The sequence below is a fragment of the Chryseomicrobium excrementi genome (genome assembly GCF_002798305.1).
GTDB lineage: Bacteria > Bacillota > Bacilli > Bacillales_A > Planococcaceae > Chryseomicrobium > Chryseomicrobium excrementi.
Window position 1 is genome coordinate 1 of record NZ_PCGR01000006.1, and the last position, 24619, is coordinate 24619.

Here is a 24619-nt window from a genome sequence, read left to right on the forward strand (position 1 = left end):
CCAGCAGATACTCAATGAACTGCGGCAGATACTTGGCGATACGACTGAAACTAGAGCCACTGAAGTAGGTACTCCATTCTAGGTCTCGACGAAAACGTAAGCAACTGCCGACGTAAACTCGATATCTGCCCCCGTAAACGCTCCATCTGCCGCCGATTCGCCTATGATCGATCTAGGTCTCGACGAAAACGCAGCATCTGCCGATGTAAATCCAAACTCTGCCGACGTAAAAGCTCCATCTACCGACGATTCGCACCAAAGCAGCAATCGCTGATTCCACCTTTTAGATCACCGCTAGTCATTTCTAAACCGAACCAATGAAAAAGCGCCTCAAATGAATGCCCCAAACCCGTCCTTTCTAGAAAAGCCATTAAGACTCAAAAGCTCTTACTAGAAAAAACTGCCCCTTACAAACAAAAAGACTGAAAAAGTCGCTAAATCAGCAACTCCTCCAGCTTAATAACGCTCTACAGTAAACTACCACAGCATCGGCTTCAAAACCATGAAGGCGAGCATAATACCCAACAAAATCAAATAAATCCAAGTGGCCCGTCCCAGTTGGAACACCATGACCTCATAAGAGATAGAGTGTGCTTCAACTGCCCGGAAAACGCGCTTGAAAGCGCTGGCCAAAAAGAAGATGGATACGACCATCAATAATAAAGTAAGTACAATCCAAGAGTGTCGCCATTCCCACGGCCCCCAGGCCACCAGCACCACACCGGATGCCACAAGGACATGACCCGCATGTTTGATGAAGCGTACAGACTCTCGAAAGATGCGAAGAGCGGTAGTAGTATCTAACGATGTTGGATTGTGCTTCAATAACTGCACAATGACGAGCATAACAAATAAGGGACCAATCGAACCGATGGCGCTCAACACGTGTATAAAAATCACCCATTCGTATCCGATTCCCATTTGTCTCGCCTCCTTACTGCTAGCTTATCAGAAGCATTCGCAGTTGGATGTGAACAAACTGGAACAGTTCTCAGCGCTTCTTAAGTCCTCCTAGAAGTCCACGCACCAGCTCTCGTCCTAGTTGTCTACCGACAGTATTTAACAGACTCGTGGCCGCTTTCTCGAATGCAGAGGCTTTCTTTCGAGGTGCCGACTTGGCAGCGGGCTTTGATTTCGGAACCTCAGCTTGAGGAGCCAGCACTGTTTTTTCGATACGTTCTTTCAATACTTCATAAGCTGACTCTCGGTCAACGATTTTATTGTAATGGGAAGCGAGGGGAGACGCCTGAATCAATTGCTGGCGAAGAGCAGCGTCTACTACACCGATTTTGCTCTCCGGAGGCAAAATCAGTGCTCTTTCTACTATAGAAGGGCGTCCTTCTGCATCTAACAGAGAAATCAATGCTTCTCCCGTTTTTAGTTCGGTGATGGCGGTTTCGACATCCAGATCTGGGTTGATACGAAATGTCTCTGCAGCTGCCTTCACTGCCTTTTGATCTCGTGGTGTATACGCACGCAGGGCATGTTGGATGCGATTGCCGAGTTGACCGAGTACCGTTTCCGGCAGATCGATTGGGTTTTGTGTGATGAAGTAGATACCGACTCCTTTAGAGCGAATCAGGCGAACGACTTTCTCAACTTGCTCAAGCAGTGCTTTCGGAGCATCGTCAAATAGCAGATGTGCTTCGTCAAAGAAGAATACCAGTTTAGGCTTGTCGAGGTCGCCCACTTCCGGAAGTTCCTCAAAGAGTTCGGACAGTAGCCATAGCAAGAATGTGGTATACGTCTTCGGTTGTCCAATTAGCTCTGTCGCTGTCAGGACATTGATGGTGCCAAACCCTTGATCATCGTGTGTCATTAAATCATTTAAATTGAGGCTCGGTTCGCCAAAAAAGCGATCTGCCCCTTGTGCTTCGAGAGCGGTGATGCTGCGCTGGATGGCGCCGATGGATTGCTTGGTCATGTGACCATGCGAGGCCGTATACGTCTTCAAATCGGAGCTTACATGATGCAGCATTTCTTTTAAGTCCTTCAGATCAATCAAGAGTAGGCCTTGTTCATCAGCAATCTGAAAGACGATGTGAAGAATGCTCGATTGCGTTTCGTTCAAATCCAGAAGGCGAGAGAGCAGGAGGGGGCCCATCTCAGATAACGAAGCGCGAATCGGGAGACCATGCTGTCCGTAAATGTCCCAGAAGGTCGTCGGAAACGAGCGAAACTTAAAATTGGTGAGTTGCATGCTATCTATTCGTTCTTGGATTTTGTCATTCATCACACCAGGTTCTGCTGCACTTCCTAGATCACCTTTGATGTCAGATAAAAATACGGGGACACCGGCTTTACTGAAGGCTTCTGCTACAACTTTCAAAGTGACGGTTTTTCCCGTTCCTGTCGCCCCTGCTATCAATCCATGGCGATTGGCCATCTCTGTATGTAGAACAATAGGGTGGTCGTTTTTCGCAATCATCAGTTCCATTCAAATCAGCTCCTTTTTCGCTTTGTTGGTACCATTCGTGAAAGAAGGGGAGATTTCCTGCATGAAAAAAGACAGCCCCTAGAAGAGACTGCCTGTGACATGCTTATTGAGCTGTGTAACCGCCGTCGATGATCATCGTCTGACCAGTCATACCTTTCGCTTGCTCAGAAGCTAAGAACAAGGCTGCGTGTGCAACTTCGCTCACGTCTAAAAGACGTTTTTGAGGAATCAGTGGGTATAACACTTCATCTAATACATCTTCGATTGCCACGTTGCGTGTTGCTGCTAAATCCGCCATTTGACCACGTACAAGTGGTGTATCAACGTATCCAGGTGCGATTGCATTAACTGTAATTCCGTGTTCAGCGCCTTCAAGCGCTGCTACTTTTGTAAGACCGATAACGCCGTGCTTCGCGCTGTTGTAAGCCGCTTTCCCTGCGAAACCGATGACTCCGTTGATGGACGCGATGTTGATCACACGACCGAAGCCTTGCTCTTTCATGATTGGAAAGACATGTTTCATCAAGATGAAAGGTGCTGTCAGCATGATTTTTTGCATCAATTCAAACTTTGCTGTTGGGAAGTCTTCGATTGGTGATACGTGCTGAAGTCCTGCATTGTTGATCAGAACGTCCACTGAACCGAATGTAGATTTTGTTGTTTCTACCAAGTTGATTAAATCGTCTTCGCTTGTTACATCTGCTTTTACACCGATTGATGTAAAGCCTAAAGCGTTCAATTCTTCCGCAGAAGCTTTTACGCCTTCTTCGTTGATGTCCGAAAGAACGACTTTCGCGCCAGCTTCCGCGAAATACTTTCCGATTTCAAATCCAATTCCACGTGCAGATCCTGTAATGATGACTACTTTGTTTTCTACCATGTGAGTTCCTCCTCGAATGTAATTAAATGATTCCAATGGCACCCATGATGACACCGACGATAAGTGCGATAGTCGGAATCAGGAAGGCAACCATAAACACATCTTTATAAGTTTCACGGTGCGTAAGACCCGTGACTGCCAGAAGTGTTAGTAACGCACCGTTGTTCGGGAAAATTGAAGCTCCTGAAGCTACGGATGCGATTCGGTGAAACACTTCTGCACTGATACCTGTTGATTGAGACAAGCTAGCGAAGGTATCGCCCAGTGTGCTGAGGGCAATACCCATTCCGCCTGAAGCAGAACCTGTGATGATGGCCATGACTTGTACAGAGACAGCTTCCGCAACCAGTGGATTGTCGGAAATCCCGAGCAACCAGTTGGTAATGCTATCAAATGCAGGTACGACTGCGATGACGGCTCCGAATCCAACTGCAGCACTCGTATTTAAGATGGCCATGACAGATCCTTTTGCGCCTTCATTGATCGATTCAATGAAAGTTTTGTAAAGACGGATATTCAGTACTAAAATCGCAAGGATTCCAAGTAACAGCGCATAAAGTGGCTCTAGTTTAAATCCGTTCAATAGGATGACGACAACTGCTAATGGCAGCAGCGAGATGATCCAGTTTGGAACGACTTGTTGTTCATCTGTTTCTAGTTTTTTCGATGGCTCTGTAAAGCCTTCTCCGGCTTTCGTCAACTGCTTTTGACGGAAGTGGAGCCATGCATAGCCTCCGATTGCCATAATCAAAGACGTCACGATTCCAATAATCGGACCCGCCATTGGCGTAGTGCCGAAGTAATCCATTGGAATCAAGTTTTGAATCTGTGGTGTTCCCGGCATCGATGTCATTGTAAAAGTGAAGGCACCGAGTGCGAATGTCGGAACGAGCAGCTTACGCGATACGTTCGCTTCACGGAACAATTCAAGTGCAATCGGGTAAATAGCGAATACGACTACGAATAAGCTCACGCCACCGTAAGTCAGTACAGCCGCTGCGATCAAGACGCCAAGGATAGCGCGCTTTTTCCCGATCAGTTGTGTTACTTTCAAGGCTACAGCTTTCGCAGCCCCTGTCGTCTCCATCAATTTACCGAAGACGGCTCCTAATAAGAAAATGGGGAACCATTTGACTACAAAGCCAACGAGACCTTCCATGTAGGTACCAGTATACGTATCAAATACGTCTAATCCACTCATGAGGGCAACTACACCAGCGGCGAGTGGGGCAACCCATAAGATCGACCAACCGAAGTAGGCGAGGACCATCAGTAATAAAAGTCCTGTTAAAATGCTCAGCATGTGGAATCACTCCTCTCATCTGTTCTAAATTCGGCTGTCCTCTAAAGAGGACAAAATGTTATCCTATCATTAGGATATTTTAATGTCAATGAATCAATAAAATGTTGTTATACCTTGATTATTGCGAATTTTTTATTTATCCTATAGATAAAGTAGTTGAAAGCGATTACAGGAGGTCTCCAGTATGACAACAGATAATCTCTATGCATTATGGTTCCAAACGAGCAAACGCTATCTGCAAAGTGTGACACGTCGAATGGAAGGGTATGGGCTGACGCTTGATAGCTTCCGCGTCTTAGAATTGTTGCATGGCAATCCAGACAAATCCTATACAGTGCAGCAACTGAGTGCTACGCTGGATATTCCAAGCGGGAGCATCACAAACGTGACAAATCGGTTGCTCCGTAAAGAACTGGTTACTAAACGAGTCAGTTCAACAGATAAACGCTGTTCCTATGTTGAAATCACGAAACTAGGGGAGAAAGTAATCTCTAGCCTACTTCAAGAACACTTTACTTATTTAGAGGAGAATTTCTCTTTACTCACACAGGAGGAACGCGATGTCCTGCTCGTAGCCTTGAAAAAAATGAGTCCCACCTCCTCTTGATGGTATACTGAGAGCACACAGAAAAAAGGAGCGTTTTCTATGCGCCGACCCCTTGTAGAAAAACTACAGCAATTTGCAGAAAAACAGCCGATGTCCCTACATGTACCGGGGCATAAGAACGGCTATTTCAGTACGCTACCAAAACCGCTGCGAGATGGACTTGCGTATGACGTCACAGAGCTGACGGAACTCGATGACTTACACGCACCAGAAGGCGTGATTGCCGAAGCGCAAGACCTGTTGGGCAGGTTTTACGGAGCGCGAAGCAGCTACTTTCTAGTGAACGGATCGACCGTTGGCAACTTGGCCATGCTACTTGCGGCTACAGAGCCAGGAGATCACGTACTCGTCCAGCGAAATGCCCATAAATCCGTATTCCATGCACTGGAACTTGCACGCGTGGAACCGATTTTCATCACACCAGAATGGGATCATCGGACAGAGACAGCGGCTCACATTACATTGGCCGGAATCCAACAGGCCTTCTCGCAATTTCCTATGATTCGTGCTGTGGCACTTACGACACCGACCTATTTTGGTGTGGTGTCTGATTTGATGGAACTTGTTGCCTGGTGTCACGAAAGACATGTACCGGTCCTTGTAGATGAAGCGCACGGGGCTCACTTCCAAGCATCTGACTATTTCCCCGTCTCGGCTCTAGAATGTGGAGCGGACGTCGTTGTGCAGTCGGCCCACAAGAGTCTGCCTGCCATGACGATGGGCTCGTTTTTACATTTCAACTCGGAGCTCGTCTCAAAGGATCGTGTTGAACATGCCCTGCGGATGCTGCAATCGAGCAGTCCGTCCTATCCGATCATGGCGTCTCTAGATGATGCGCGTGCTTACATCGCAAGTTTTACACCGCGAGACTACCATCACCTGATGGATAAGAGAGCCTTGTTTCTCGATAGTCTCCAAGGACTTGCCGGTCTCGACATCGTGGAAGTGGACGATCCACTCAAACTGATGATTCGCTTTGGTCAGCATGCCGGACACCAAGTAAAGGAGGCTCTCGAGCAACAAGGTGTGTTTGTAGAACTGGCACATGGTCAGCATGTCCTATTTATGCTGCCTTTACTCAAATACGGAGAAGATTACCGTTTTGCAGAGCTTCGCAGTCGTGTCAAACGTGCTTGTGAAGCTTTAAAAAACGTTCGACCACAGGCACTCCCTGTCGTCACAGCAGTCATACCAAATCAACTTACAAAACTGGAAGTCCCGCTAGCTACCGTGCAACGCGAAAGAGGCGAATGGATTCCGTACACGAAAGCTATTGGTCGCATCGCAAAAGGTGCCATTATCCCGTATCCACCGGGAATCCCGCTACTATTACCGGGCGAAAAATTCACTGTCAAAACACTTGTTCAACTCGAAGAATGTCTGATGGGGAAAGCCTCGTTCCAAGGAGAGCACCGTCTATCAGACCGTCACGTCTATGTACTGGAGGAAGCAAACGAATGAAAGGTTATTTTTTAACAATTGAAGGACCGGATGGAGCGGGCAAAACGACTATCACTCAGCGTGTAGCAGAGCGCTTGCGCCAAGAAGGGGTGGACGTCATGCTGACAAGGGAACCGGGGGGCATTCCAATAGCCGAACAGATCCGCGAAGTGCTGCACGATACAAAGAACACAGCTATGGACAGTCGCACAGAAGCCCTTCTCTATGCAGCGGCTCGTAGGCAGCATCTTGTTGAAAAGGTACACCCGGCACTAGAAGAGGGTAAAGTCGTCATATGTGACCGCTTCGTAGACAGCTCCCTTGCCTACCAAGGATATGCCCGAGGGCTGGGTGTCGAGGAAGTATGGTCCATCAACCAATTTGCGATTGAAGGCTTCCTTCCTACTCGCACGTATTTCTTTGACATTACTCCGGAAGAGGGACTACGCCGTATTGAGGCATCGGCCGTTCGAGAAGTAAACCGCTTGGACGAAGAAGGCCTCGCGTTCCACCAAAAAGTGTACGAAGGCTACCAACAGCTGTGCGAGAAATTTTCTGATCGCATTGTTCGAATCGATGCAGGAAAAACTATGGAAGAGGTCGAAGAAGAGATGTATGCACACATCCGCAAGGACCTCAATATGGTATACTAAGATAAAATGGAGGTGGATCCTATGAAACTCGTTGTCGCCGTCGTTCAAGATCAAGACAGCAACCGTTTATCCAATGCCCTGACAAAGGCAAAATTCCGGGCAACCAAGCTTGCCAGTACGGGAGGCTTCCTACGTTCTGGGAACACAACCTTTTTAATTGGAACAGAAGATCACCTAGTACCTACAGTACTGGATTTAATACGAGATAACTGTCGTGCACGTGAACAAATGGTCGCTCCGGTTTCACCGATGGGCGGAAATGCGGATTCGTATATTCCGTATCCGGTGGAAGTTGAAGTGGGTGGCGCTACAGTATTTGTTATGCCAATCGAGCATTTTCACCACTTTTAATAAACACGATGGGCCGTGTGTCGCATAATGCGCACGCGGTTTTTTTTGGAACTACTAGATGTGGAGAACGCCGCTCTAGAAATTTCAGCAAAACCAGGCGCACCAAGTGAGGCGCTCTTTGCCTCGGTTGGGGTGAACGATTTTGATGGGGATTTCTGACGTTCGCAACTCGATTTCAGAGAAAAGTGGAACAGGCTCGCTGAGCTGAGCGGTCGTTCTTCTACATCGAACGGTGTTTGTTCTGCAAGAAGCGAAACTTGTTCTGCATCAAACGAGATTTCTTCTGCATAAGCGGAATTTATTGTGCATCAAACGTTGTTTGTTCTGCAAGAAGCGTAATTTCTTCTGCATCAAACCCGATTTCTTCTGCATCGAACGAAATATCATCAACACAAACCAAAAAGAAGGGGGATTCTGTCATGGACTGGCAAGCAAGTCAGGCACCCGAGCGCCAGCCAAGGCTGGTCGCCCAACTAACCCGCATGATTCAAAGTGATCGCCTGAGTCACGCTGTACTGTTGACAGGAGAACAAGGCTCCGGAAAAGAAGCGGTCGCGCACTTTTTGATTCAAATGACGCTTTGTGAAAATCCACAAAATGTTCCATGTGAAACATGTCGGGCGTGTCGATTATTGAAATCAGGCAATCATTTGAACGTCCATTCTGTCGAAGCAGATGGTCAATTCATTAAACGAGAGCAGATTGATCAGCTCATTCACGAACTCAGCAAGACGGCTCGTGAGTCTGGCAGAAAATTTTATATCGTTCATGAAGCACACCGCATGAATGCATCATCGGCTAACGCACTACTTAAATTTCTTGAAGAACCGACAAGTGATGTCACAGCTATTTTATTGACCAACCAACCCCATGCACTCCTTCCGACCATTCGCTCGCGGTGTCAACAAATGACCTTGCAGCCCATTTCTTCAGAGCAATTGAAGCAGCAATTGATGGAGCAAGAAGTAACGGAAAGTATGGCGTCGACGATTAGCAAAATGGCTAATTCGGTGGAAGAAGGACTGGCTCTTACAGAAGAAGAGGAGTTTGGACTTGCGAGAAGAGGCGTGTTAAAATTAATGGAGGCACTGGAACGTGGAACAGCTCATGCGCTCGTCCAAGCACATGAACATGTGATTCCTTTGCTGAAGGATAAAGAAAAAGCAGAGCGCATACTAGATTTACTGCTTTTTGCATATCGAGATATCGTAGCTTGTAAAGCAAATCCCGGAAGCGACTGTACGTTTCCCGATAAAAAAGCGCTATGGGAGCAAATCGCGATGCGAAGCACGTTTGAGCAATTGACCTACCAGCTAGAACACATCATGAAAGCCAGACGTCGTCTTCATCAGAATGCGAATCGTACGTTGTTAATGGAGCAGCTAGTTATAGAGCTGCGGGAGGTTAATGCAGGTGTATAAAGTCATTGGCGTCCGCTTCAAGAAAGCGGGTAAAATATATTATTTTGATCCAGGTGAATTTGTCTGTGAATTAGACGACTACGTAATCGTCGAAACGGCTCGTGGAGTCGAGTTTGGAAAGGTCGTTATTCCTGTGCGCGAAGTCGATGAGAACGACGTCGTACTACCGCTCCGTAAAGTAGTGCGTCCGGCATCTCAAAAAGACCGACTGCAAGTGGAAGAAAACAAATCGGAATCCCTTCAAGCTTTAGCACTTGGGGACTCAAAGATCCGAGAACGCAAGCTAGAAATGAAACTGGTAGATGTCGAATTTACATTTGACCGGAATAAGATTATTTTCTATTTCACTGCAGAAGGCCGCGTTGATTTCCGTGACTTGGTCAAGGATCTGGCGTCTGTTTTCCGCACGCGTATTGAACTGCGTCAAATTGGCGTTCGTGATGAAGCGAAAATGCTCGGAGGAGTGGGACCTTGTGGTCGATTGCTCTGTTGTTCGACATTTTTAGGTGATTTTGAACCGGTTTCTATCAAGATGGCTAAAGATCAAAACCTGTCACTCAACCCATCTAAAATCTCGGGCTTGTGTGGCCGTTTAATGTGCTGTTTGAAATACGAGAACGATGAATACGAAGAGGCTCGTGCTTTGTTGCCGGACCTTGGTCAAAAAGTGACAACGCCTGAAGGGAAAGGCAAAGTTGTTGGTTTGAATATTTTAGAGCGTGTCCTGCGTGTCGAATTGTTCGAAGGACAGCGTGTACTCGAGTATTCCCTAGAAGAACTAGTGCAGCATTCGTAACCTGCAGAGATGGATGAGGTGAGTTGTGATGGACCGTAATTTTTTGGAGACGATTGTTGCGTTTGAAGAACAATTAAAGTCCACGCAAGAGCAGTTTCGGGCTTTGAAAGAGTTTGTTGCCATTATGATGGAAGAGCACCAGACGTTGCAGCAAGAGAATCATCACTTGCGTGAGCGTCTCGATGCGATTCATGCAGAAGAGGCAAAGCTCCAGGAGCAGAAGCGGCCGACGAAGCGGGACATCGGCGAAGGGTATGACAACTTGGCTCGGTTGTATCAAGAAGGGTTCCATGTCTGCCATCCGCAGTTTGGAAGTCCCCGCAAAGAGTTGGATTGCATGTTCTGTTTGGCATTTTTAAATAAAGATACGTAATGAGCAGCTGATACCGAACTCGGTGTCAGCTTTTTTCAAAGAAAGAGGCGACTGAAATGGATTTACTACGTGATGATGAGAGACTGGACTATCTACTGGCGGAAGACCTCCGCATCATACAGAGCCCCTCTGTCTTTTCCTTCTCCTTAGATGCCGTGCTGCTCGCACGTTTCGCATCCATCCCGAAGACTCGAGGACAGATTGTAGACCTCTGCACAGGAAATGGGGCTATTCCGCTATTCCTGAGTGCGCGTACCAAGACACCGATCATCGGTGTCGAGCTTCAAGACCGATTAGCGGATATGGCGACACGTAGCGTCCAGTACAACGAGCTGCAACACCAGATCACTATTCAACAAGGCGATGTGCGTGGCATCGCGCGTGATCTCGGATTTGAGAAGTATGATACGGTCACATGCAATCCCCCGTACTTTACTGCGGATGCGGCACAAGACCAAAAGCTACTCGAGCATCATGCAATTGCGCGTCATGAGATTCATCTGACGTTAGAAGAAGCGGTAGCTAATGCCAGTTCGCTTCTGAAGCAAGGTGGGAAAGCAGCGTTCGTGCACCGACCAGGGCGGATGATTGAGCTGATCGAAGCGATGAAACGGAACCGTTTGGAACCAAAGCGTATTCAACTCGTGTATCCGAAAGAAGGTAAGGAAGCGAATACCTTATTAATAGAAGGAATCAAAGATGGCAAGCCGGACGTGAAAATCTTGCCTCCAGTCATCGTCTATCAAGAAAATGGGTCATACACAGCGGAAATAGAGGAGATTTTATATGGAAGTAAAAAATAGTCATTTTTTCTATGTGCTGCTGTGTGAAGATGAGACTTTTTATGCGGGTTACGCAAAAGATGTGTTGAGTCGATTGAAGGAACATAATGATGGCAAGGGGGCCAAATATACGCGGCCGCGCCTCCCAGTAAAATTAGTACATTTTGAGCAATTCGAAACGCGTTCATTGGCTATGAAACAAGAGTATGCGTTCAAACAGTTGACACGTAAGCAAAAAGAGCAGTATTTGGAAAGGATGCGAGCCCATGAAAATCCAATCGTCTCATCAATTTGAGAATTCAAGTTGCCTTTATTTGGTTGGAACACCGATCGGCAATCTAGAAGACATGACATTTCGAGCGATTCGCATCTTAAAAGAAGTCGATGTGATTGCTGCGGAAGATACACGAAATACGAAGAAGCTTTGTCATTATTTTGAGATTGAGACGCCGTTAGTGAGCTATCATGCCCATAATGAAGAGGCAGGTGGAAGTAAATTGATTCATCTCTTAAAAGAAGGGAAATCAGTAGCGCTCGTGAGTGATGCCGGCATGCCGTGCATCTCCGATCCAGGAGACGACCTTGTGAGACGCGCACTTTCTGAAGGCTTTGCGGTAGTTCCGGTTCCCGGGGCCAATGCAGCATTAACAGCATTGATTGCATCAGGAATTCCTGCGCAACCCTTCACGTTTTACGGGTTCTTGCCACGAGGAAAAAAAGAACGCAAAGCGGCACTCGAAGCGTTATTGTCTCGTACAGAAACGACTGTCTTTTATGAAGCACCGCACCGCCTAAAAGAAGTCCTTGGAGCGATTCGTGATGTGCTTGGTGCAGAACGTCGCATTGTACTTGCGCGGGAGCTGACAAAGAAATTTGAAGAGTTCATTCGTGGAACTGTAGAAGAAGCGATCCAGTGGGCGGAGACTCATGAGATTCGCGGAGAGTTTTGTTTGGTGATTGAGGGGACTTCGGAGCAGGTGGTCGAAGAGAATCGCTCGGCCGAGTGGTGGGAAGACCTCGATATCAAGCGCCATGTCGAAACTCTCATGGTGCAACAAGACCTGTCATCAAAGCAGGCGATCAAAGAAGTGGCTACGGCGCGTCAGCTCAACAAGCGAGACGTATACGCAGCGTATCATTTAGAAGACGCATAAAAAGAGAGAAGCTGCCTTCCAGTGAGGAAAGGCAGCTTTTTATAAAAAAGAGGAATACGCTTATTTAGTTAAGTTGGACTGGATTTCTTTGATTAATTGCTCAGCGCCTTCTGGGCTAAGGATTAACTTTCCACCAACTAAACGAAGGTTATCATCAGATACCTCGCCTGTTACTGCACAAGTCATGTTTGGTAAGTATTTCTTTAAGATGATCTTGTCATCGTCTACATAAATTTCAAGAGCGTCTTTCTCAGCGATGCCTAATGTGCGGCGAAGCTCGATTGGAATAACGACGCGTCCTAGTTCGTCAACTTTACGTACAATACCTGTAGATTTCATTGGATGGTTCCCCTCTCGGAATAAAATTCGTCATTTTTCGACAAATGGTTTTGGTTATGGATTTTATCATACCAACAACTCCCAAATACGTCAATTATGTAAGTTTCAAAACATTCGATAAAAATGGTAATAATATGATATTATTAATTAATGATAATAAAAATATAACGTCAATTTCATTTGTGTTTCCAAATATGACGCAGAAAGAGCAAGTTAAGGGAATAAGTGGATTTGTCGAATGATGTTTTCGACATGTCGACAAAAAGAGAATTTCTTCATCAATTGAATCGACATCCTGATTTCGATACAATGAAGAGTAATGAAACTAGTGGAGGCGCATTCGCATGACTCAAGAGAAAAAAACATTTTATATTACCACTCCGATTTACTATCCAAGTGGAAAATTCCACATTGGAACCGCCTATACGACGGTTGCATCTGATGCGATTGCGCGTTACAAGCGTTTAAAAGGCTACGACGTCCGTTTTCTAACAGGAATGGACGAGCACGGTCAGAAGATCCAAGAGAAAGCGGAAGAGAACAACAAAGAGCCGCAAGCTTATGTAGATGAGATTGCAGAAGCGGCAAAGAAGGTCTGGGAGATCATGGACATCTCGTACGACGACTTCATCCGCACGACAGAGAAACGTCATAAAGACGCTGTCGAGAAGATCTTCCAGCGATTCCTAGACAATGGAGATATCTACAAAGGCGAATATGAAGGAAACTACTGCACACCGTGTGAGTCGTTCTTTACAGAGAAGCAGCTGGTTGATGGCAACTGCCCAGACTGTGGCCGTCCGGTCAAGAAAGTAAAAGAAGAGTCGTATTTCTTCAATATGAAAAAATACGCGGATCGTCTACTTGCTTACTATGATGCAAACCCAGGCTTTATCGAGCCGGAGTCTCGAAAAAATGAGATGATCAACAACTTTATCAAGCCAGGCCTTGAGGATCTATCCGTCTCCCGTACATCGTTTGATTGGGGAATCAAGGTTCCAGGAGACCCGAAACACGTCATCTATGTGTGGGTAGATGCTTTGTCGAACTACATCACAGCACTTGGCTACGGTTCAGAGGACGAATCGAAGTTCAACAACTATTGGCCAGCAGACGTCCATGTAGTCGGGAAAGACATTGTACGTTTCCATACAATTTACTGGCCGATCTTCTTGATGGCACTGGACTTGCCACTGCCGAAAAAAGTGTTCGCTCACGGCTTCATTATGATGAAAGACGGCAAGATGTCGAAATCAAAAGGAAACGTGGTCTATCCAGAGATGCTAGTAGAGCGTTACGGACTAGATGCTACGCGTTACTTCCTGCTACGTGAGTTGCCATTCGGTTCAGATGGGGTGTTCTCGCCAGAATCATTTGTCGAGCGTACCAACTATGACCTTGCAAACGACCTTGGAAACTTGTTGAACCGTACAATTTCAATGATCAACAAATATTTTGGCGGCGAGATTCCAGTGGATCTTGCAGAAGAGACGGAATTCGACAAGACGCTTCACGAATTGTTCGCGGAGACGAAACAAAAAGTCGAAGACAATATGGAGAAGATGCAGTTCAGCATCGTGCTATCGGACATTTGGACGTTCATCTCCCGTACAAACAAGTACATCGATGAAACACAACCATGGGTTTTGGCTAAAGAAGAAGCAGACCGCGGGAAGTTAGCATCTGTCATGGTGCACTTGGCAGAGAGCCTGCGTCTGACCGCGATCCTGGTCCAGCCGTTCTTGACGAAAAATCCAATCGAAATCCTTCGTCAGTTAGGCCTTTCGGAGAACGACCTAGCATGGGAAGGCCTTGATGCATTCCACGGCATCCCTCAAGGAACGAAAGTGGTCGAGAAAGGTGTTCCAATCTTCCCTCGTCTAGACGTTGAGGAAGAGACAGCTTACATCCGTGAGCAGATGCAAGGCGGAGCAGCCCCTGCTGCTGTTGAAGAGCCGAAAGAAGAAGCTCCTGAAGTCGAAGAGATCTCTATCGACGATTTCATGAAAGTCGACTTGCGAGTGGCGACTGTTACTGCTTGTGAGCCTGTACCGAAAACATCTAAGCTATTGAAGCTGCAATTGGATCTTGGTTATGAACAACGCCAAGTTGTATCAGGAATTGCAGAGCATTACAAACCACAAGACGTGATCGGCAAGAAAGTCATCGTCGTAGCTAACTTGAAGCCTGTAAAGCTTCGCGGAGAATTGTCTCAAGGGATGATTTTAGCGGGCTCGAAAAATGGCTATCTGACACTTGCAGAAGTGGATGACAAGCTAGAAAACGGCGCACAAGTCAAATAACTACTAAACCAGAGCCTGCCCATCATGAGCAGGCTCTTTTAAAAGAGGTGGATTCCATGCAATTTATAGATACACATGTGCATTTAAATGCAGATCAATACGATGAAGACTTAGAACAAGTCATTTCGCGTGCACGAGAAAAGGGTGTACAAAAGATGGTAGTCATCGGATTTGATACAAAGACGATCAAGCGTGCCATGGCTCTTGCGGAAGCGGATCCGGATATTTATGCAGTGGTCGGATGGCACCCGGTAGACGCGGTAGACTGCACGGAAGAGGACTTAAAATGGATCGAAGAGCTGGCTGCCCATGACAAAGTGGTCGGCATTGGAGAGACCGGCCTTGATTATTACTGGGATAAGTCGCCAAAAGATGTGCAACAAGAATTGTTCCGCAAACATATCCGTCTCGCCCAGCGCGTCAAGTTGCCGCTCATCATCCATAATCGGGAAGCGACAGCCGATGTCTTGCGCATCTTGCGGGAAGAGGAAGCGGAACTGACAGGGGGCATTATGCACTGCTTCGGCGGAAGTGTCGAGACAGCACGTGAAGCAATCCGACTGAACTTTATGATCTCACTAGGGGGTCCGGTGACTTTCAAAAATGCGAAGACACCGAAAGAAGTCGCAAAAGAAATCGAGTTGGAGCATTTATTGATTGAAACGGACGCACCGTATCTTGCACCACATCCATTCCGAGGCAAGCGAAATGAGCCTTCTTATGTGCCCCTTGTGGCAGAGGAAATTGCTCGTTTAAAAGAGCTTTCGGTGGAAGAAGTGGCGAAGGTCACCACACAAAATGCAGAAAAGTTTTTCGGGATTTGATTAAAACGTGAAAGACGCCTCCATACTGGGTAACAGAACCGGATGACATGATATCGACATAAAGGTCAGACAATCGAGCTTGACAAATATCTTGACCTCTAGATATAATCATCCGAGTGAATAAGGAGGCGTTTTTCATGTCAAATTTTACCATGAAAAACCTGTTCTCTAACTCATTGAGGAGCAAGGATACGTGGATGACGATCGTCACTCTACTCGTATTTCTTGCAGTCGTTTCTTTCGTATTGTTCGAAGGGACGAAAAAGACGGTTACATTGACTGTCAACGGACAACAACAAGAACTAGCAACTCATGCAGATACAGTAGGCGAACTTCTCGAGGAACAAAATATCGAGGTGGCACAAGCCGATCATGTATATCCCTCATTGAACACTTCAATTGCTCATGATTTAGCAGTGGAGTGGGAACAGGCACAAACCATTACGATTCGAATCGATGGAAAAACACAAACCATCGACACAACCGCGGATCGCGTATCAGAAATCTTAGCCCAAGCGGGCGTTGAAGTAACCGAGTATGACCAGATTGCACCTGCCGCAGATGCGGAGGTCGGACAACAAAATGAAATTTCGATTGCGAAAGCGTATCAAGTAAAATTGATCGACGGAACTACAGAAAAACTCGTTTGGTCCACTTCGACTACGGTCGCTGACTTTTTAAAACAACACAGCATTCATCTTAATAAACTCGACCGAGTCAACTTAGATCCGGATAAGGTGGTGACACCTGACTCTGTGGTTCAAATTACTCGTGTAGAAAAAGTCACCGATGTAGTGGAAGAAGACATAGCGTTTAAAACGGAAACTAAAAAAGACGATTCGCTTTTAAAAGGCAAAGAAAAAGTGGTACGTGAAGGGAAACCTGGAACGTTAGCGAAGAAGATTGAATTCACGAAAGAGAACGGCAAAGTCGTTGCGAAGAAAGTACTTTCTGAAGAAGTCACTGAAAAAGCAACGAACGAGGTCGTACACGTCGGGACGAAGGTCGTTGTAGCCGCTGCGACTCAGCAAGCCTCTGCTTCTAAACCGGTCTCTCGTAGCTCGTCTGCCGAGCCAGAAGGACGCGAATTCTATGTATCGGCTACGGCCTATACAGCTTCTTGCACAGGATGTTCAGGGATTACCGCAACGGGAATCAACTTAAAAGCCAACCCACATCTAAAAGTCATTGCAGTAGATCCAAGTGTCATTCCTCTAGGCTCTAAAGTCTGGGTAGAAGGCTACGGCTATGCAATTGCTGGGGATACTGGCGGTGCCATCAAAGGAAATAAAATCGATGTTTTTGTACCTACAAAAGAACAAGCCTACGCATTTGGACGGAAAACCGTCCGTATCAAAATTATTGAGTAATACAACCAGCTCTTCCTTGCGATGACAGGGAGAGCTTTTCTGCGTACAATGGAAAGGAGGAAAGAAGCATGGATATCAAAGAGATTATCGTAGTAGAAGGAAAAGATGATACGACCGCCATTCGACGAGCCGTTCAGGCAGACACAATCGAGACAAACGGTTCGGCTGTGACGCAAGAGACGCTCAGAAAAATCAAACGTGCTCAAGAAGCGCGAGGCGTCATCGTATTCACCGACCCTGACTATCCAGGCCGACGGATACGCGCACTAATTGAACAAGCCGTTCCAGACGTCAAGCATGCTTTCTTACCAAAACGCCAAGCCATTGCGAAGAACGGCAACGGGCTGGGGATTGAACACGCGACGGATGAAGCCATCCGCCATGCACTTGAGCAAGTCTACACCCCTGAAGAACGCCCAGCAGCCACCTTCACCAAGAAACAACTTCTGGATGCCAAGCTGATCGGCCACCCAGACTCGGCGCGACGTCGAGAAGTTCTCGGAGATGCCTTACAGATCGGCTATACAAACGGCAAACAACTACTGAAACGATTAGATATGTTCCGCATCACACAAGAAGAGTGGCACCACGCTCTTGAAGTGCTGGAACAGGAGGATGGATTATGAAAGATATCGCAACCCCTGTACGAACACAGGAGATTTTAAAAAAATACGGGTTCTCGTTCAAGAAGAGTCTAGGACAGAACTTTTTGATTGACCCGAACATTCTGCGTAACATCGTGTCCCATGCAGAGTTGACGAAAGATTCTGCAGCAGTGGAGATCGGACCAGGAATTGGTGCGCTTACAGAGCATTTGGCGCGCGCAGCAGGCAAGGTCGTCTCTTTTGAGATCGATCAGCGCTTGTTACCGGTTCTAGAAGACACGTTGTCGCCATATGATAACGTACAGATCATTCACAGCGACATCTTAGAGGCAGACACGAAAACGATTTTTGCAGAGCAGCTTGCGGACTTTGAGGACATCATGGTAGTAGCCAACTTGCCTTATTACGTGACGACGCCTATCTTACTGAAGCTTCTCCACGACCGTCTGCCGATTCGTGGCATGGTTGTCATGATGCAGAAGGAAGTAGCAGACCGTATCACGGCGAAGCCTGGGACGAAAGAATATGGCTCACTCTCTATTGCTATCCAGTACTATATGGATGCAGAAGTAGCCATGACGGTGCCGAAGACAGTCTTTATGCCACCACCGAACGTGGACTCCGCTGTCATCAAATTGACTCGTCGTAATGAGCCTGCTGTGTTAGTAAAAGACGAGGACTTCTTGTTCCTAGTGAGCCGCGGTTCTTTTGTACAACGTCGCAAAACCATCTTGAACAATCTGCAGACGTCACTGCCAGAGGGGAAAGCGCGTAAAGAGGAGATATTGAAAGCTTTAGAAGATACTGGGATTGAGCCGTCAAGACGTGGAGAAACCCTATCAATTCAGGAATTTGGAGCTTTAGCAGATGCCCTACATGAGACCTTTTATCCACTCTGGAGAAATGAAAATAAATAATCGTTGACTCGCTTCCCTATCCTTGTTAAAATAATAAATTTTGACAATTTCATGACATTGTGATACACTAAATACCAGTGAGGTGTATGCAGAATGCCAAAGACATTAGCGGATATCAAGAAATCGTTAGATTGCCATTTAGGTAAACGTTTGCAGTTACGCGCCAATGGCGGACGCAAGAAAACGGTTGAACGCGCAGGAGTATTGCGCGAAACGTACCACGCAGTATTTGTAATTGATTTAGATCAAGAAGAAAACTCGTTCGAGCGCGTTTCGTATAGCTATGCGGACGTCTTAACGGAAGCTGTAGAAATCTCGATTTACGACGATGCGAACAACCTTGTCGCCGTCAAATAAGATCTTATACTTTTAGCACTCATACATAAGAGTACCTCTTTCCTGCGGAGAGAGGTGCTTTTTTGTGTTACACTGAGTACACAGAATTTAGCAAACACGGTTTGCATCGAAAGGATCAAGAACGGTATGTATTTTGTAAAAGCACCTGCCAAAATCAATTTAACTTTAGATACGCTAGCGAAGCGACCTGACGGCTACCACGAGGTCGAGATGATCATGACAACGGTGGACTTATCAGACCGAATCGGACTAGAAGCTCGTGAAGACGGCATCATCGAAATCGTCTCTGTAGACCGCTTTATTCCAAACGACGCCAAAAACCTCGCGTTCCAAGCTGCGGCTCTTTTGAAGAAGCGCTATGACGTGTCTCAAGGCGTCTCGATTACTATCGAAAAAAATATTCCGGTTGCCGCTGGTTTAGCCGGAGGAAGCTCAGATGCTGCGGCTACGTTACGCGGATTGAATCACGTCTGGAATCTAGGGTTGTCTCTTGATGAGCTGGCAGTCCTCGGAGCTGAAATCGGATCTGATGTGCCATTTTGTGTTTACGGAGGTACGGCACTTGCTACAGGACGAGGAGAGAAAATCAAGCACTTACCAGGTCCCCCACCATGTTGGATCATTCTAGCGAAGCCGGTCATCGGTGTCTCGACTGCTGAAATCTACGGCCAACTCGACTTATCTACTGCGTTCCATCCGGACACACAAGCCATGATTCGCGCTATTGAAGAGAAAGACTTTGAAGCGATGATCCACGGTCTTGGAAACACTCTTGAAGGGGTGACACTCCATCTGTATCCAGAGGTCAAAGAACTGAAGGAACAGATGAAGCGTTTCGGAGCAGAGGGAGTCTTGATGTCAGGAAGCGGTCCTACAGTATTCGGTATCGTCCAGCAAGAATCTAGAGCTCAGCGTGTTGTGAATGCTTTACGAGGCTTTTGTGATGAAGTGTATTGCGTTCGCTTGCTGGGAGACCGAGAAGAGTTGCCTAAAGGCGTATAATTGTGGTACGTTTACTGTAAAATATTCGGAATTGGAGGAAATCACGTGAAGTGGAAACGTAGTGAACGGCTTGTGGATATGACCCAGCATCTGCTCGATCATCCGCACCGTCTTATTCCCTTAACGTATTTCGCATCTCTTTATGATTCTGCCAAGTCTTCCATCAGTGAAGATTTGACGATTGTCAGTGAAACCTTAGAGGCACGAGGTAAAGGTCATCTGTTAACGGTCCCTGGAGCAGCAGGCGGTGTGAAATACATTCCTAAGTTACATGAAACAGAAATCCGTGCGATCACGGATGAATTGAAAGAGAGAATGTCGCAATCTGACCGTCTCCTTCCAGGCGGCTATCTGTACATGACAGATCTGCTCGGTGACCCCGACCTTATGAACCGCATTGGTAAAGTCTTTGCGACTGTCTATGCGAATCAAAAAATCGATGCCATCATGACTGTGGCTACCAAAGGGATTCCAATTGCTCATGCCATTGCGCGTCATCTGAACGTTCCTGTAATCGTGGTACGACGAGACAGCAAAGTGACAGAAGGGCCGACGGTGAGTATCAACTACGTATCGGGTTCTGCACGCCGCATCCAGACGATGGTCCTGTCAAAGCGCAGCATGGAAAAAGGCAAGCGTGTCTTGCTGACAGACGACTTCATGAAAGTAGGAGGCACCATGAACGGCATGAAGAGCCTGCTAGCAGAATTTGACGGTGAACTTGCGGGTGTGGCCGTGTTGATTGAAGCGGAACACACTGCCGAAGTGCTTGTACAAGATTACGTCTCTTTATTAAAATTAAAGCAAGTCGATGAGCGCAACGGCTCGATCGTACTCGAAGAAGGCAACTATTTTCAGAAGGGCGGAACTCACTCGTGAAAACTGTATCCACTACAAAAGCACCAGCAGCTATCGGACCTTACGTCCAAGGCATGGTCGTAAACGGCATGTTCTATAGTTCAGGACAAATTCCATTAACTGCGGATGGCGAATTGGTAGACGGCTCTATCGTCGAGCAGACGGCACAAGTATTTAAAAACTTAGAAGCTGTGTTAGAAGAAGCCGGTTCTTCTTTACAGCACGTCGTAAAAACGATGGTGTTCTTAAAAGACATGAATGATTTCGTTGAGTTCAACGAAGCTTACGAAAAGCACTTTGCAGGACACAAGCCTGCACGCTCCGCTGTAGAAGTGGCGCGTCTTCCAAAAGACGTTAAAGTTGAAATTGAAGTCATTGCAGTTGTAGCTAAATAATCTCTCAAGAAAAAAGCAGATTCTCGTTAGAGAGTCTGCTTTTTTTGTCGTTTACTGGTAAGCCGACAGCTAGAAAACAAGAAACATTAAACTTTTTAGATTATTTGAAATTTTTTTAATAAAATAGAAGGAATTGTTACAGTTTTGTAGAAATCTTATAACAGCACAACAAATACATCTTAGAATGAGGAGTGGTGACACCCGTGGAAGTAACGGATGTTCGGTTACGAAAAGTAGAAACAGAAGGCAGAATGCGAGCCATCGCATCGATTACACTTGATCATGAATTTGTGGTCCATGACCTTCGCGTCATCGACGGCAACGCAGGTCTATTCGTTGCAATGCCAAGCAAGCGCACCCCAGACGGAGAATTCCGTGACATCGCGCACCCTATTAACGCCACAACTCGTACGAAGGTACAGGATGCGGTACTAGCTGCCTACCATCAATCAGATGCTCAGCCACTTGCGGAAGACGCACCTTTGGCCGCCGAACAAAGCTATTCTTAATAGCTTTGTTTTTTTATATTTAGATGTGGAGAACGCCACTCTAGAAATCGTGTGAAAACCGGGCGTGTCCGTAGAGGCGCTCTTTGCCTCTATGGATGCGACCGGTTTTCGCGGGGATTTCTGGCGTTCGCAACTCGATTACTCAAGATGTGGAACAGGCTCGCCCAGAAGCTCCTCTAAAACCAGGCGCACCCTGTGAGGCGTTCTTTGCCTCATAGGGGGTGAATGGTTTTGGAGTGTGCTTCTAGCCTGTGCAACTCGATTACTCAAGATGTGGAACAGGCTTGCTTAGAAATGCTTTAGTTAGGTGATTATTACATTAAATGCTCTGACTCTGACGTTAGCGGCTCCTACTCTTACATTCCTCGTTTTATGGAAACCAGTCCTTCCACTACAAACCCCCATCCCTATCCCCCGCCCACAAAATCGAAACATATAAACATAATGTTTTCTCGCAATTTTGTCAATATAGAAATTGTTGAAAAATGCATTTTTATCGGCTATAGTCAAAAGAGGAAATTCGACATGGAGGATGACTATGACAAATTTATTTGCAGTCGTATTAGCGGCTGGTAAAGGCACTCGAATGAAATCATCTTTATATAAAGTATTGCATCCGGTTTGTGGAAAACCTATGGTAGACCACGTCGTGAGCAACATGGAAAAACTCGGCGCAACTGAGATCGTCTCGGTTGTCGGTCACGGGGCAGAAATGGTGAAGGACACACTGGGTGAACGCTCTACGTATGTCGTTCAAGAAGAACAGCTAGGAACAGCACATGCGGTTCAGCAAGCGGAAGCCGTATTAGATGGCCGTGAAGGAACAACTGTTGTTATTTGCGGGGACACGCCACTGATTACTCCAGAAACGATTCAGCAGTTGATGACAACGCACCGCGAAGCAGGGGCAAAAGCTACAATTCTTACAGCAATCGTGGATGACCCAACAGGCTACGGTCGTATTTTACGAGGAGTAGACGAATTAGTTACTGGTATCGTTGAACAAAAAGATGCGACTCCAGAACAGCAAAAAGTACAAGAGATCAACTCGGGTACGTATTGCTTCGACAACAAAGCACTTTTTGAAGCCTTGAAAAAAGTCGACAACAACAACTCACAAGGTGAGTACTACCTAACGGATGTCATCAGCATCTTGAAAGAGCAAGGCGAAGCGATTGCCGCATTCGCAGCAGCAGATGCAGATGAGCTTCTTGGTGTAAATGACCGCGTGGCTTTGTCGCAGGCAGAGAGCTACATGCGTCGTCGATTGGCTATGCACCACATGCGTGAAGGAGTAACAATCATCGACCCAGCCTCTACTTACATCGGAGCAGATGTTGTAATCGGTTCCGATACAGTTTTACTTCCAGGCACAATGCTTGAGGGGTCTACTGTAATTGGCGAGAACAGCACAATCGGTCCGAACACGCACTTAAAGAATGCGCACATTGGCAGCCACACAACAGTGCACTCCTCTGTTGTAACAGATAGCAAGATTGCAGACCACGTAGCAGTAGGTCCGTTCGCACACATCCGTCCAGGTTCTGACCTAGGCAACCACGTGAAAATCGGAAACTTCGTTGAAGTGAAAAAGGCTACGATTGATGAAGGTTCGAAACTTTCGCATCTAACGTATATGGGCGATGCGGAAATTGGTAAGAATGTGAACATCGGGTGTGGCACTATTTCAGTCAACTACGACGGGAAGAACAAGTTCAAGACAACAATTGAAGACAATGCGTTCATCGGCTGTAACTCGAACTTAGTAGCACCCGTGACGGTTGGAAAAGGCGCTTATGTCGCAGCAGGTACAACTGTGACGAAAAATGTAACAGAAGATTCACTAGCCATTGGACGCGTAAAGCAGGAAAATAAAGAAGGTTACGCAAAACGTATTAAGTAAACCCAATCTACCAAACTCAGGAGGATCATCATGCCCTATCAATACGCAGGTTCAAAATTAAAGATTTTCTCACTTAACTCGAATCCGGAGCTCGCTGAAAGCATTGCGAAAGAAGTTGGAGTTCCCCTTGGTAAATTAACGGTTACACGCTTCAGTGATGGAGAAGTGCAAATCAATATTGAAGAGAGTATTCGCGGTAGTGACGTATTCGTCATCCAATCAACGTCATCTCCAGTGAATGAAAACTTAATGGAACTGCTTATTATGTTAGATGCATTAAAACGTGCGTCTGCACGCACAATCAATGTAGTAATTCCGTATTATGGCTATGCGCGTCAAGACCGTAAAGCGCGTTCTCGTGAGCCGATTACAGCGAAATTGGTTGCTAACCTATTAACATCTGCAGGTGCTACACGTGCAATTACACTTGATTTGCACGCGCCACAGATTCAAGGGTTCTTCGATATTCCAATCGACCACTTAGTTGCGGTACCATTACTATCTGATTATTTCTTAGAGAAAAACTTTGATCCTTCTGAAATCGTTATCGTATCACCAGACCACGGTGGTGTAACACGCGCTCGAAAAATGGCAGACCGCTTAAAAGCAACGATTGCAATCATCGACAAACGCCGTCCGCGTCCAAACGTGGCAGAAGTCATGAACATCGTTGGTAATGTAGAAGGCAAGACAGCGATCCTGATCGATGACATCATTGATACAGCAGGAACGATTTCTATTGCAGCTGCTGCATTAAAAGAAAACGGTGCAAAAGATATCTATGCATGCTGTTCACACCCAGTGCTTTCAGGTCCTGCGATGGAGCGTATTGAAAACTCGGTCATCAAGGAACTAGTCGTTACAGATTCCATTAAATTAGATGACGAGCAAAAATCTTCAAAAATCGTGGAACTTTCAATTGCGAAATTGCTTGCAGATGCAATCGTTCGCGTTTACGAAGAAAAGTCAGTTAGCACATTGTTTGATTGATAGATGTTTAGTAACTTGCGTCACGGGGTAAACATTTAACTAGTATAACT

Annotated in this window: 29 protein-coding genes; 23 read left to right on the top strand and 6 right to left on the bottom strand. The window is 46.4% G+C overall.

Features of this window, described 5'->3' with window-relative positions; genetic code table 11:
* Nucleotides 1–477 precede the first annotated feature (477 nt).
* The 4 genes from CQS04_RS12960 to CQS04_RS12975 all read right to left on the bottom strand — a co-directional run bounded on the left by CQS04_RS12960 (nt 478) and on the right by CQS04_RS12975 (nt 4620).
* The gene (locus tag CQS04_RS12960; protein WP_245858821.1) at nt 478–921 is read right to left on the bottom strand and encodes a hypothetical protein; all 444 of its coding nucleotides are present in this window, start codon (nt 919–921) and stop codon (nt 478–480) included.
* Nucleotides 922–991: 70 nt separating this feature from the next.
* Entirely contained in the window at nt 992–2437 is a 1446-nt protein-coding gene (locus CQS04_RS12965) for a helicase HerA-like domain-containing protein (protein WP_100354544.1), read from the bottom strand.
* A gap of 103 nt (nt 2438–2540) precedes the next feature.
* Entirely contained in the window at nt 2541–3317 is a 777-nt protein-coding gene (locus CQS04_RS12970; RefSeq protein WP_100354545.1) for a 3-hydroxybutyrate dehydrogenase, read from the bottom strand.
* 22 nt (nt 3318–3339) lie between these two features.
* Nucleotides 3340–4620, bottom strand: coding sequence for a GntP family permease (locus tag CQS04_RS12975; protein WP_100354546.1), 1281 nt, complete (start codon nt 4618–4620; stop codon nt 3340–3342).
* Between the two features lie 184 nt (nt 4621–4804).
* On the opposite strand from CQS04_RS12975, the gene CQS04_RS12980 reads away from it, so the two are divergent.
* Genes CQS04_RS12980 through CQS04_RS12995 form a run of 4 tightly spaced genes read left to right on the top strand, consistent with a single transcriptional unit; the run spans nt 4805 to nt 7671 of the window.
* Nucleotides 4805–5227 (top strand): MarR family winged helix-turn-helix transcriptional regulator, encoded by a 423-nt coding sequence (locus CQS04_RS12980; RefSeq protein ID WP_100354547.1) that lies wholly within the window; start codon nt 4805–4807, stop codon nt 5225–5227.
* A gap of 39 nt (nt 5228–5266) precedes the next feature.
* Entirely contained in the window at nt 5267–6688 is a 1422-nt protein-coding gene (locus CQS04_RS12985) for an aminotransferase class I/II-fold pyridoxal phosphate-dependent enzyme (RefSeq protein ID WP_100354548.1), read from the top strand.
* Nucleotides 6685–7320, top strand: coding sequence for a dTMP kinase (gene tmk, locus CQS04_RS12990; protein WP_100354549.1), 636 nt, complete (start codon nt 6685–6687; stop codon nt 7318–7320). The genes CQS04_RS12985 and tmk overlap by 4 nt, the downstream gene beginning before the upstream one ends.
* A gap of 21 nt (nt 7321–7341) precedes the next feature.
* Nucleotides 7342–7671 (top strand): cyclic-di-AMP receptor, encoded by a 330-nt coding sequence (locus CQS04_RS12995; RefSeq protein ID WP_094941883.1) that lies wholly within the window; start codon nt 7342–7344, stop codon nt 7669–7671.
* Nucleotides 7672–7969: 298 nt separating this feature from the next.
* Here CQS04_RS12995 and CQS04_RS14015 read toward each other — a convergent pair whose 3' ends face one another.
* Nucleotides 7970–8092, bottom strand: a complete 123-nt coding sequence (locus CQS04_RS14015) for a hypothetical protein (RefSeq protein ID WP_281257855.1) — start codon at nt 8090–8092, stop codon at nt 7970–7972.
* Between CQS04_RS14015 and holB the strand changes: the two genes are divergently transcribed.
* From holB to rsmI, 6 genes are read left to right on the top strand one after another with little or no spacing between them, the layout of a single operon-like run.
* The gene (gene holB / locus CQS04_RS13000; RefSeq protein WP_100354550.1) at nt 8091–9092 is read left to right on the top strand and encodes a DNA polymerase III subunit delta'; all 1002 of its coding nucleotides are present in this window, start codon (nt 8091–8093) and stop codon (nt 9090–9092) included. The genes CQS04_RS14015 and holB overlap by 2 nt on opposite strands.
* Nucleotides 9085–9888: a PSP1 domain-containing protein gene (locus tag CQS04_RS13005; protein ID WP_100354551.1), complete on the top strand. Its 804-nt coding sequence runs from the start codon at nt 9085–9087 to the stop codon at nt 9886–9888. The genes holB and CQS04_RS13005 overlap by 8 nt, the downstream gene beginning before the upstream one ends.
* A 25-nt stretch (nt 9889–9913) precedes the next feature.
* Entirely contained in the window at nt 9914–10261 is a 348-nt protein-coding gene (yabA, locus tag CQS04_RS13010) for a DNA replication initiation control protein YabA (protein WP_094941886.1), read from the top strand.
* 56 nt (nt 10262–10317) lie between these two features.
* Nucleotides 10318–11064, top strand: coding sequence for a tRNA1(Val) (adenine(37)-N6)-methyltransferase (locus tag CQS04_RS13015; RefSeq protein ID WP_100354552.1), 747 nt, complete (start codon nt 10318–10320; stop codon nt 11062–11064).
* Nucleotides 11048–11338: a GIY-YIG nuclease family protein gene (locus CQS04_RS13020; protein WP_100354553.1), complete on the top strand. Its 291-nt coding sequence runs from the start codon at nt 11048–11050 to the stop codon at nt 11336–11338. The genes CQS04_RS13015 and CQS04_RS13020 overlap by 17 nt, the downstream gene beginning before the upstream one ends.
* Nucleotides 11310–12197: a 16S rRNA (cytidine(1402)-2'-O)-methyltransferase gene (gene rsmI, locus CQS04_RS13025; RefSeq protein ID WP_100354554.1), complete on the top strand. Its 888-nt coding sequence runs from the start codon at nt 11310–11312 to the stop codon at nt 12195–12197. Before CQS04_RS13020 ends, rsmI begins: the two co-directional genes overlap by 29 nt.
* Nucleotides 12198–12257: 60 nt before the next feature.
* Here rsmI and CQS04_RS13030 read toward each other — a convergent pair whose 3' ends face one another.
* Nucleotides 12258–12536, bottom strand: a complete 279-nt coding sequence (locus CQS04_RS13030) for a transition state genes transcriptional regulator AbrB (protein ID WP_100354555.1) — start codon at nt 12534–12536, stop codon at nt 12258–12260.
* A 344-nt stretch (nt 12537–12880) separates the two neighbouring features.
* Here CQS04_RS13030 and metG point away from each other — a divergent pair, with 344 nt between their 5' ends.
* From metG to CQS04_RS13095, 13 genes are all read left to right on the top strand, one after another.
* Nucleotides 12881–14839: a methionine--tRNA ligase gene (gene metG / locus CQS04_RS13040; RefSeq protein ID WP_100354557.1), complete on the top strand. Its 1959-nt coding sequence runs from the start codon at nt 12881–12883 to the stop codon at nt 14837–14839.
* A gap of 56 nt (nt 14840–14895) precedes the next feature.
* Nucleotides 14896–15663 carry a TatD family hydrolase gene (locus CQS04_RS13045; RefSeq protein WP_100354558.1) on the top strand — a complete coding sequence of 256 codons (768 nt, stop codon included), beginning with the start codon at nt 14896–14898 and terminating at the stop codon, nt 15661–15663.
* 137 nt (nt 15664–15800) lie between these two features.
* Entirely contained in the window at nt 15801–17033 is a 1233-nt protein-coding gene (locus CQS04_RS13050) for a resuscitation-promoting factor (protein WP_100354559.1), read from the top strand.
* Between the two features lie 68 nt (nt 17034–17101).
* The gene (gene rnmV, locus CQS04_RS13055; protein ID WP_100354560.1) at nt 17102–17659 is read left to right on the top strand and encodes a ribonuclease M5; all 558 of its coding nucleotides are present in this window, start codon (nt 17102–17104) and stop codon (nt 17657–17659) included.
* Nucleotides 17653–18555 carry a 16S rRNA (adenine(1518)-N(6)/adenine(1519)-N(6))-dimethyltransferase RsmA gene (gene rsmA, locus CQS04_RS13060; protein WP_100354561.1) on the top strand — a complete coding sequence of 301 codons (903 nt, stop codon included), beginning with the start codon at nt 17653–17655 and terminating at the stop codon, nt 18553–18555. Before rnmV ends, rsmA begins: the two co-directional genes overlap by 7 nt.
* A 93-nt stretch (nt 18556–18648) precedes the next feature.
* Nucleotides 18649–18912, top strand: a complete 264-nt coding sequence (veg, locus tag CQS04_RS13065; protein ID WP_094941896.1) for a biofilm formation stimulator Veg — start codon at nt 18649–18651, stop codon at nt 18910–18912.
* A 126-nt stretch (nt 18913–19038) separates the two neighbouring features.
* On the top strand, nt 19039–19914 hold the full coding sequence (gene ispE / locus CQS04_RS13070) for a 4-(cytidine 5'-diphospho)-2-C-methyl-D-erythritol kinase (protein WP_100354562.1): 876 nt from the start codon (nt 19039–19041) through the stop codon (nt 19912–19914).
* Between the two features lie 45 nt (nt 19915–19959).
* A complete protein-coding gene (gene purR, locus CQS04_RS13075; RefSeq protein WP_100354563.1) occupies nt 19960–20793 on the top strand; it encodes a pur operon repressor in 834 nt (277 codons plus the stop codon).
* Nucleotides 20790–21167: a RidA family protein gene (locus CQS04_RS13080; protein WP_100354564.1), complete on the top strand. Its 378-nt coding sequence runs from the start codon at nt 20790–20792 to the stop codon at nt 21165–21167. The genes purR and CQS04_RS13080 overlap by 4 nt, the downstream gene beginning before the upstream one ends.
* Before the next feature lie 203 nt (nt 21168–21370).
* The gene (gene spoVG, locus CQS04_RS13085) at nt 21371–21676 is read left to right on the top strand and encodes a septation regulator SpoVG (RefSeq protein ID WP_094941900.1); all 306 of its coding nucleotides are present in this window, start codon (nt 21371–21373) and stop codon (nt 21674–21676) included.
* 95 nt (nt 21677–21771) lie between these two features.
* On the top strand, nt 21772–21894 hold the full coding sequence (locus tag CQS04_RS14020; RefSeq protein ID WP_281257856.1) for a hypothetical protein: 123 nt from the start codon (nt 21772–21774) through the stop codon (nt 21892–21894).
* Between the two features lie 320 nt (nt 21895–22214).
* Nucleotides 22215–23579, top strand: coding sequence for a bifunctional UDP-N-acetylglucosamine diphosphorylase/glucosamine-1-phosphate N-acetyltransferase GlmU (gene glmU, locus CQS04_RS13090; protein WP_100354565.1), 1365 nt, complete (start codon nt 22215–22217; stop codon nt 23577–23579).
* Between the two features lie 30 nt (nt 23580–23609).
* Nucleotides 23610–24569, top strand: a complete 960-nt coding sequence (locus CQS04_RS13095) for a ribose-phosphate diphosphokinase (protein ID WP_094941902.1) — start codon at nt 23610–23612, stop codon at nt 24567–24569.
* Nucleotides 24570–24619 lie beyond the last annotated feature (50 nt).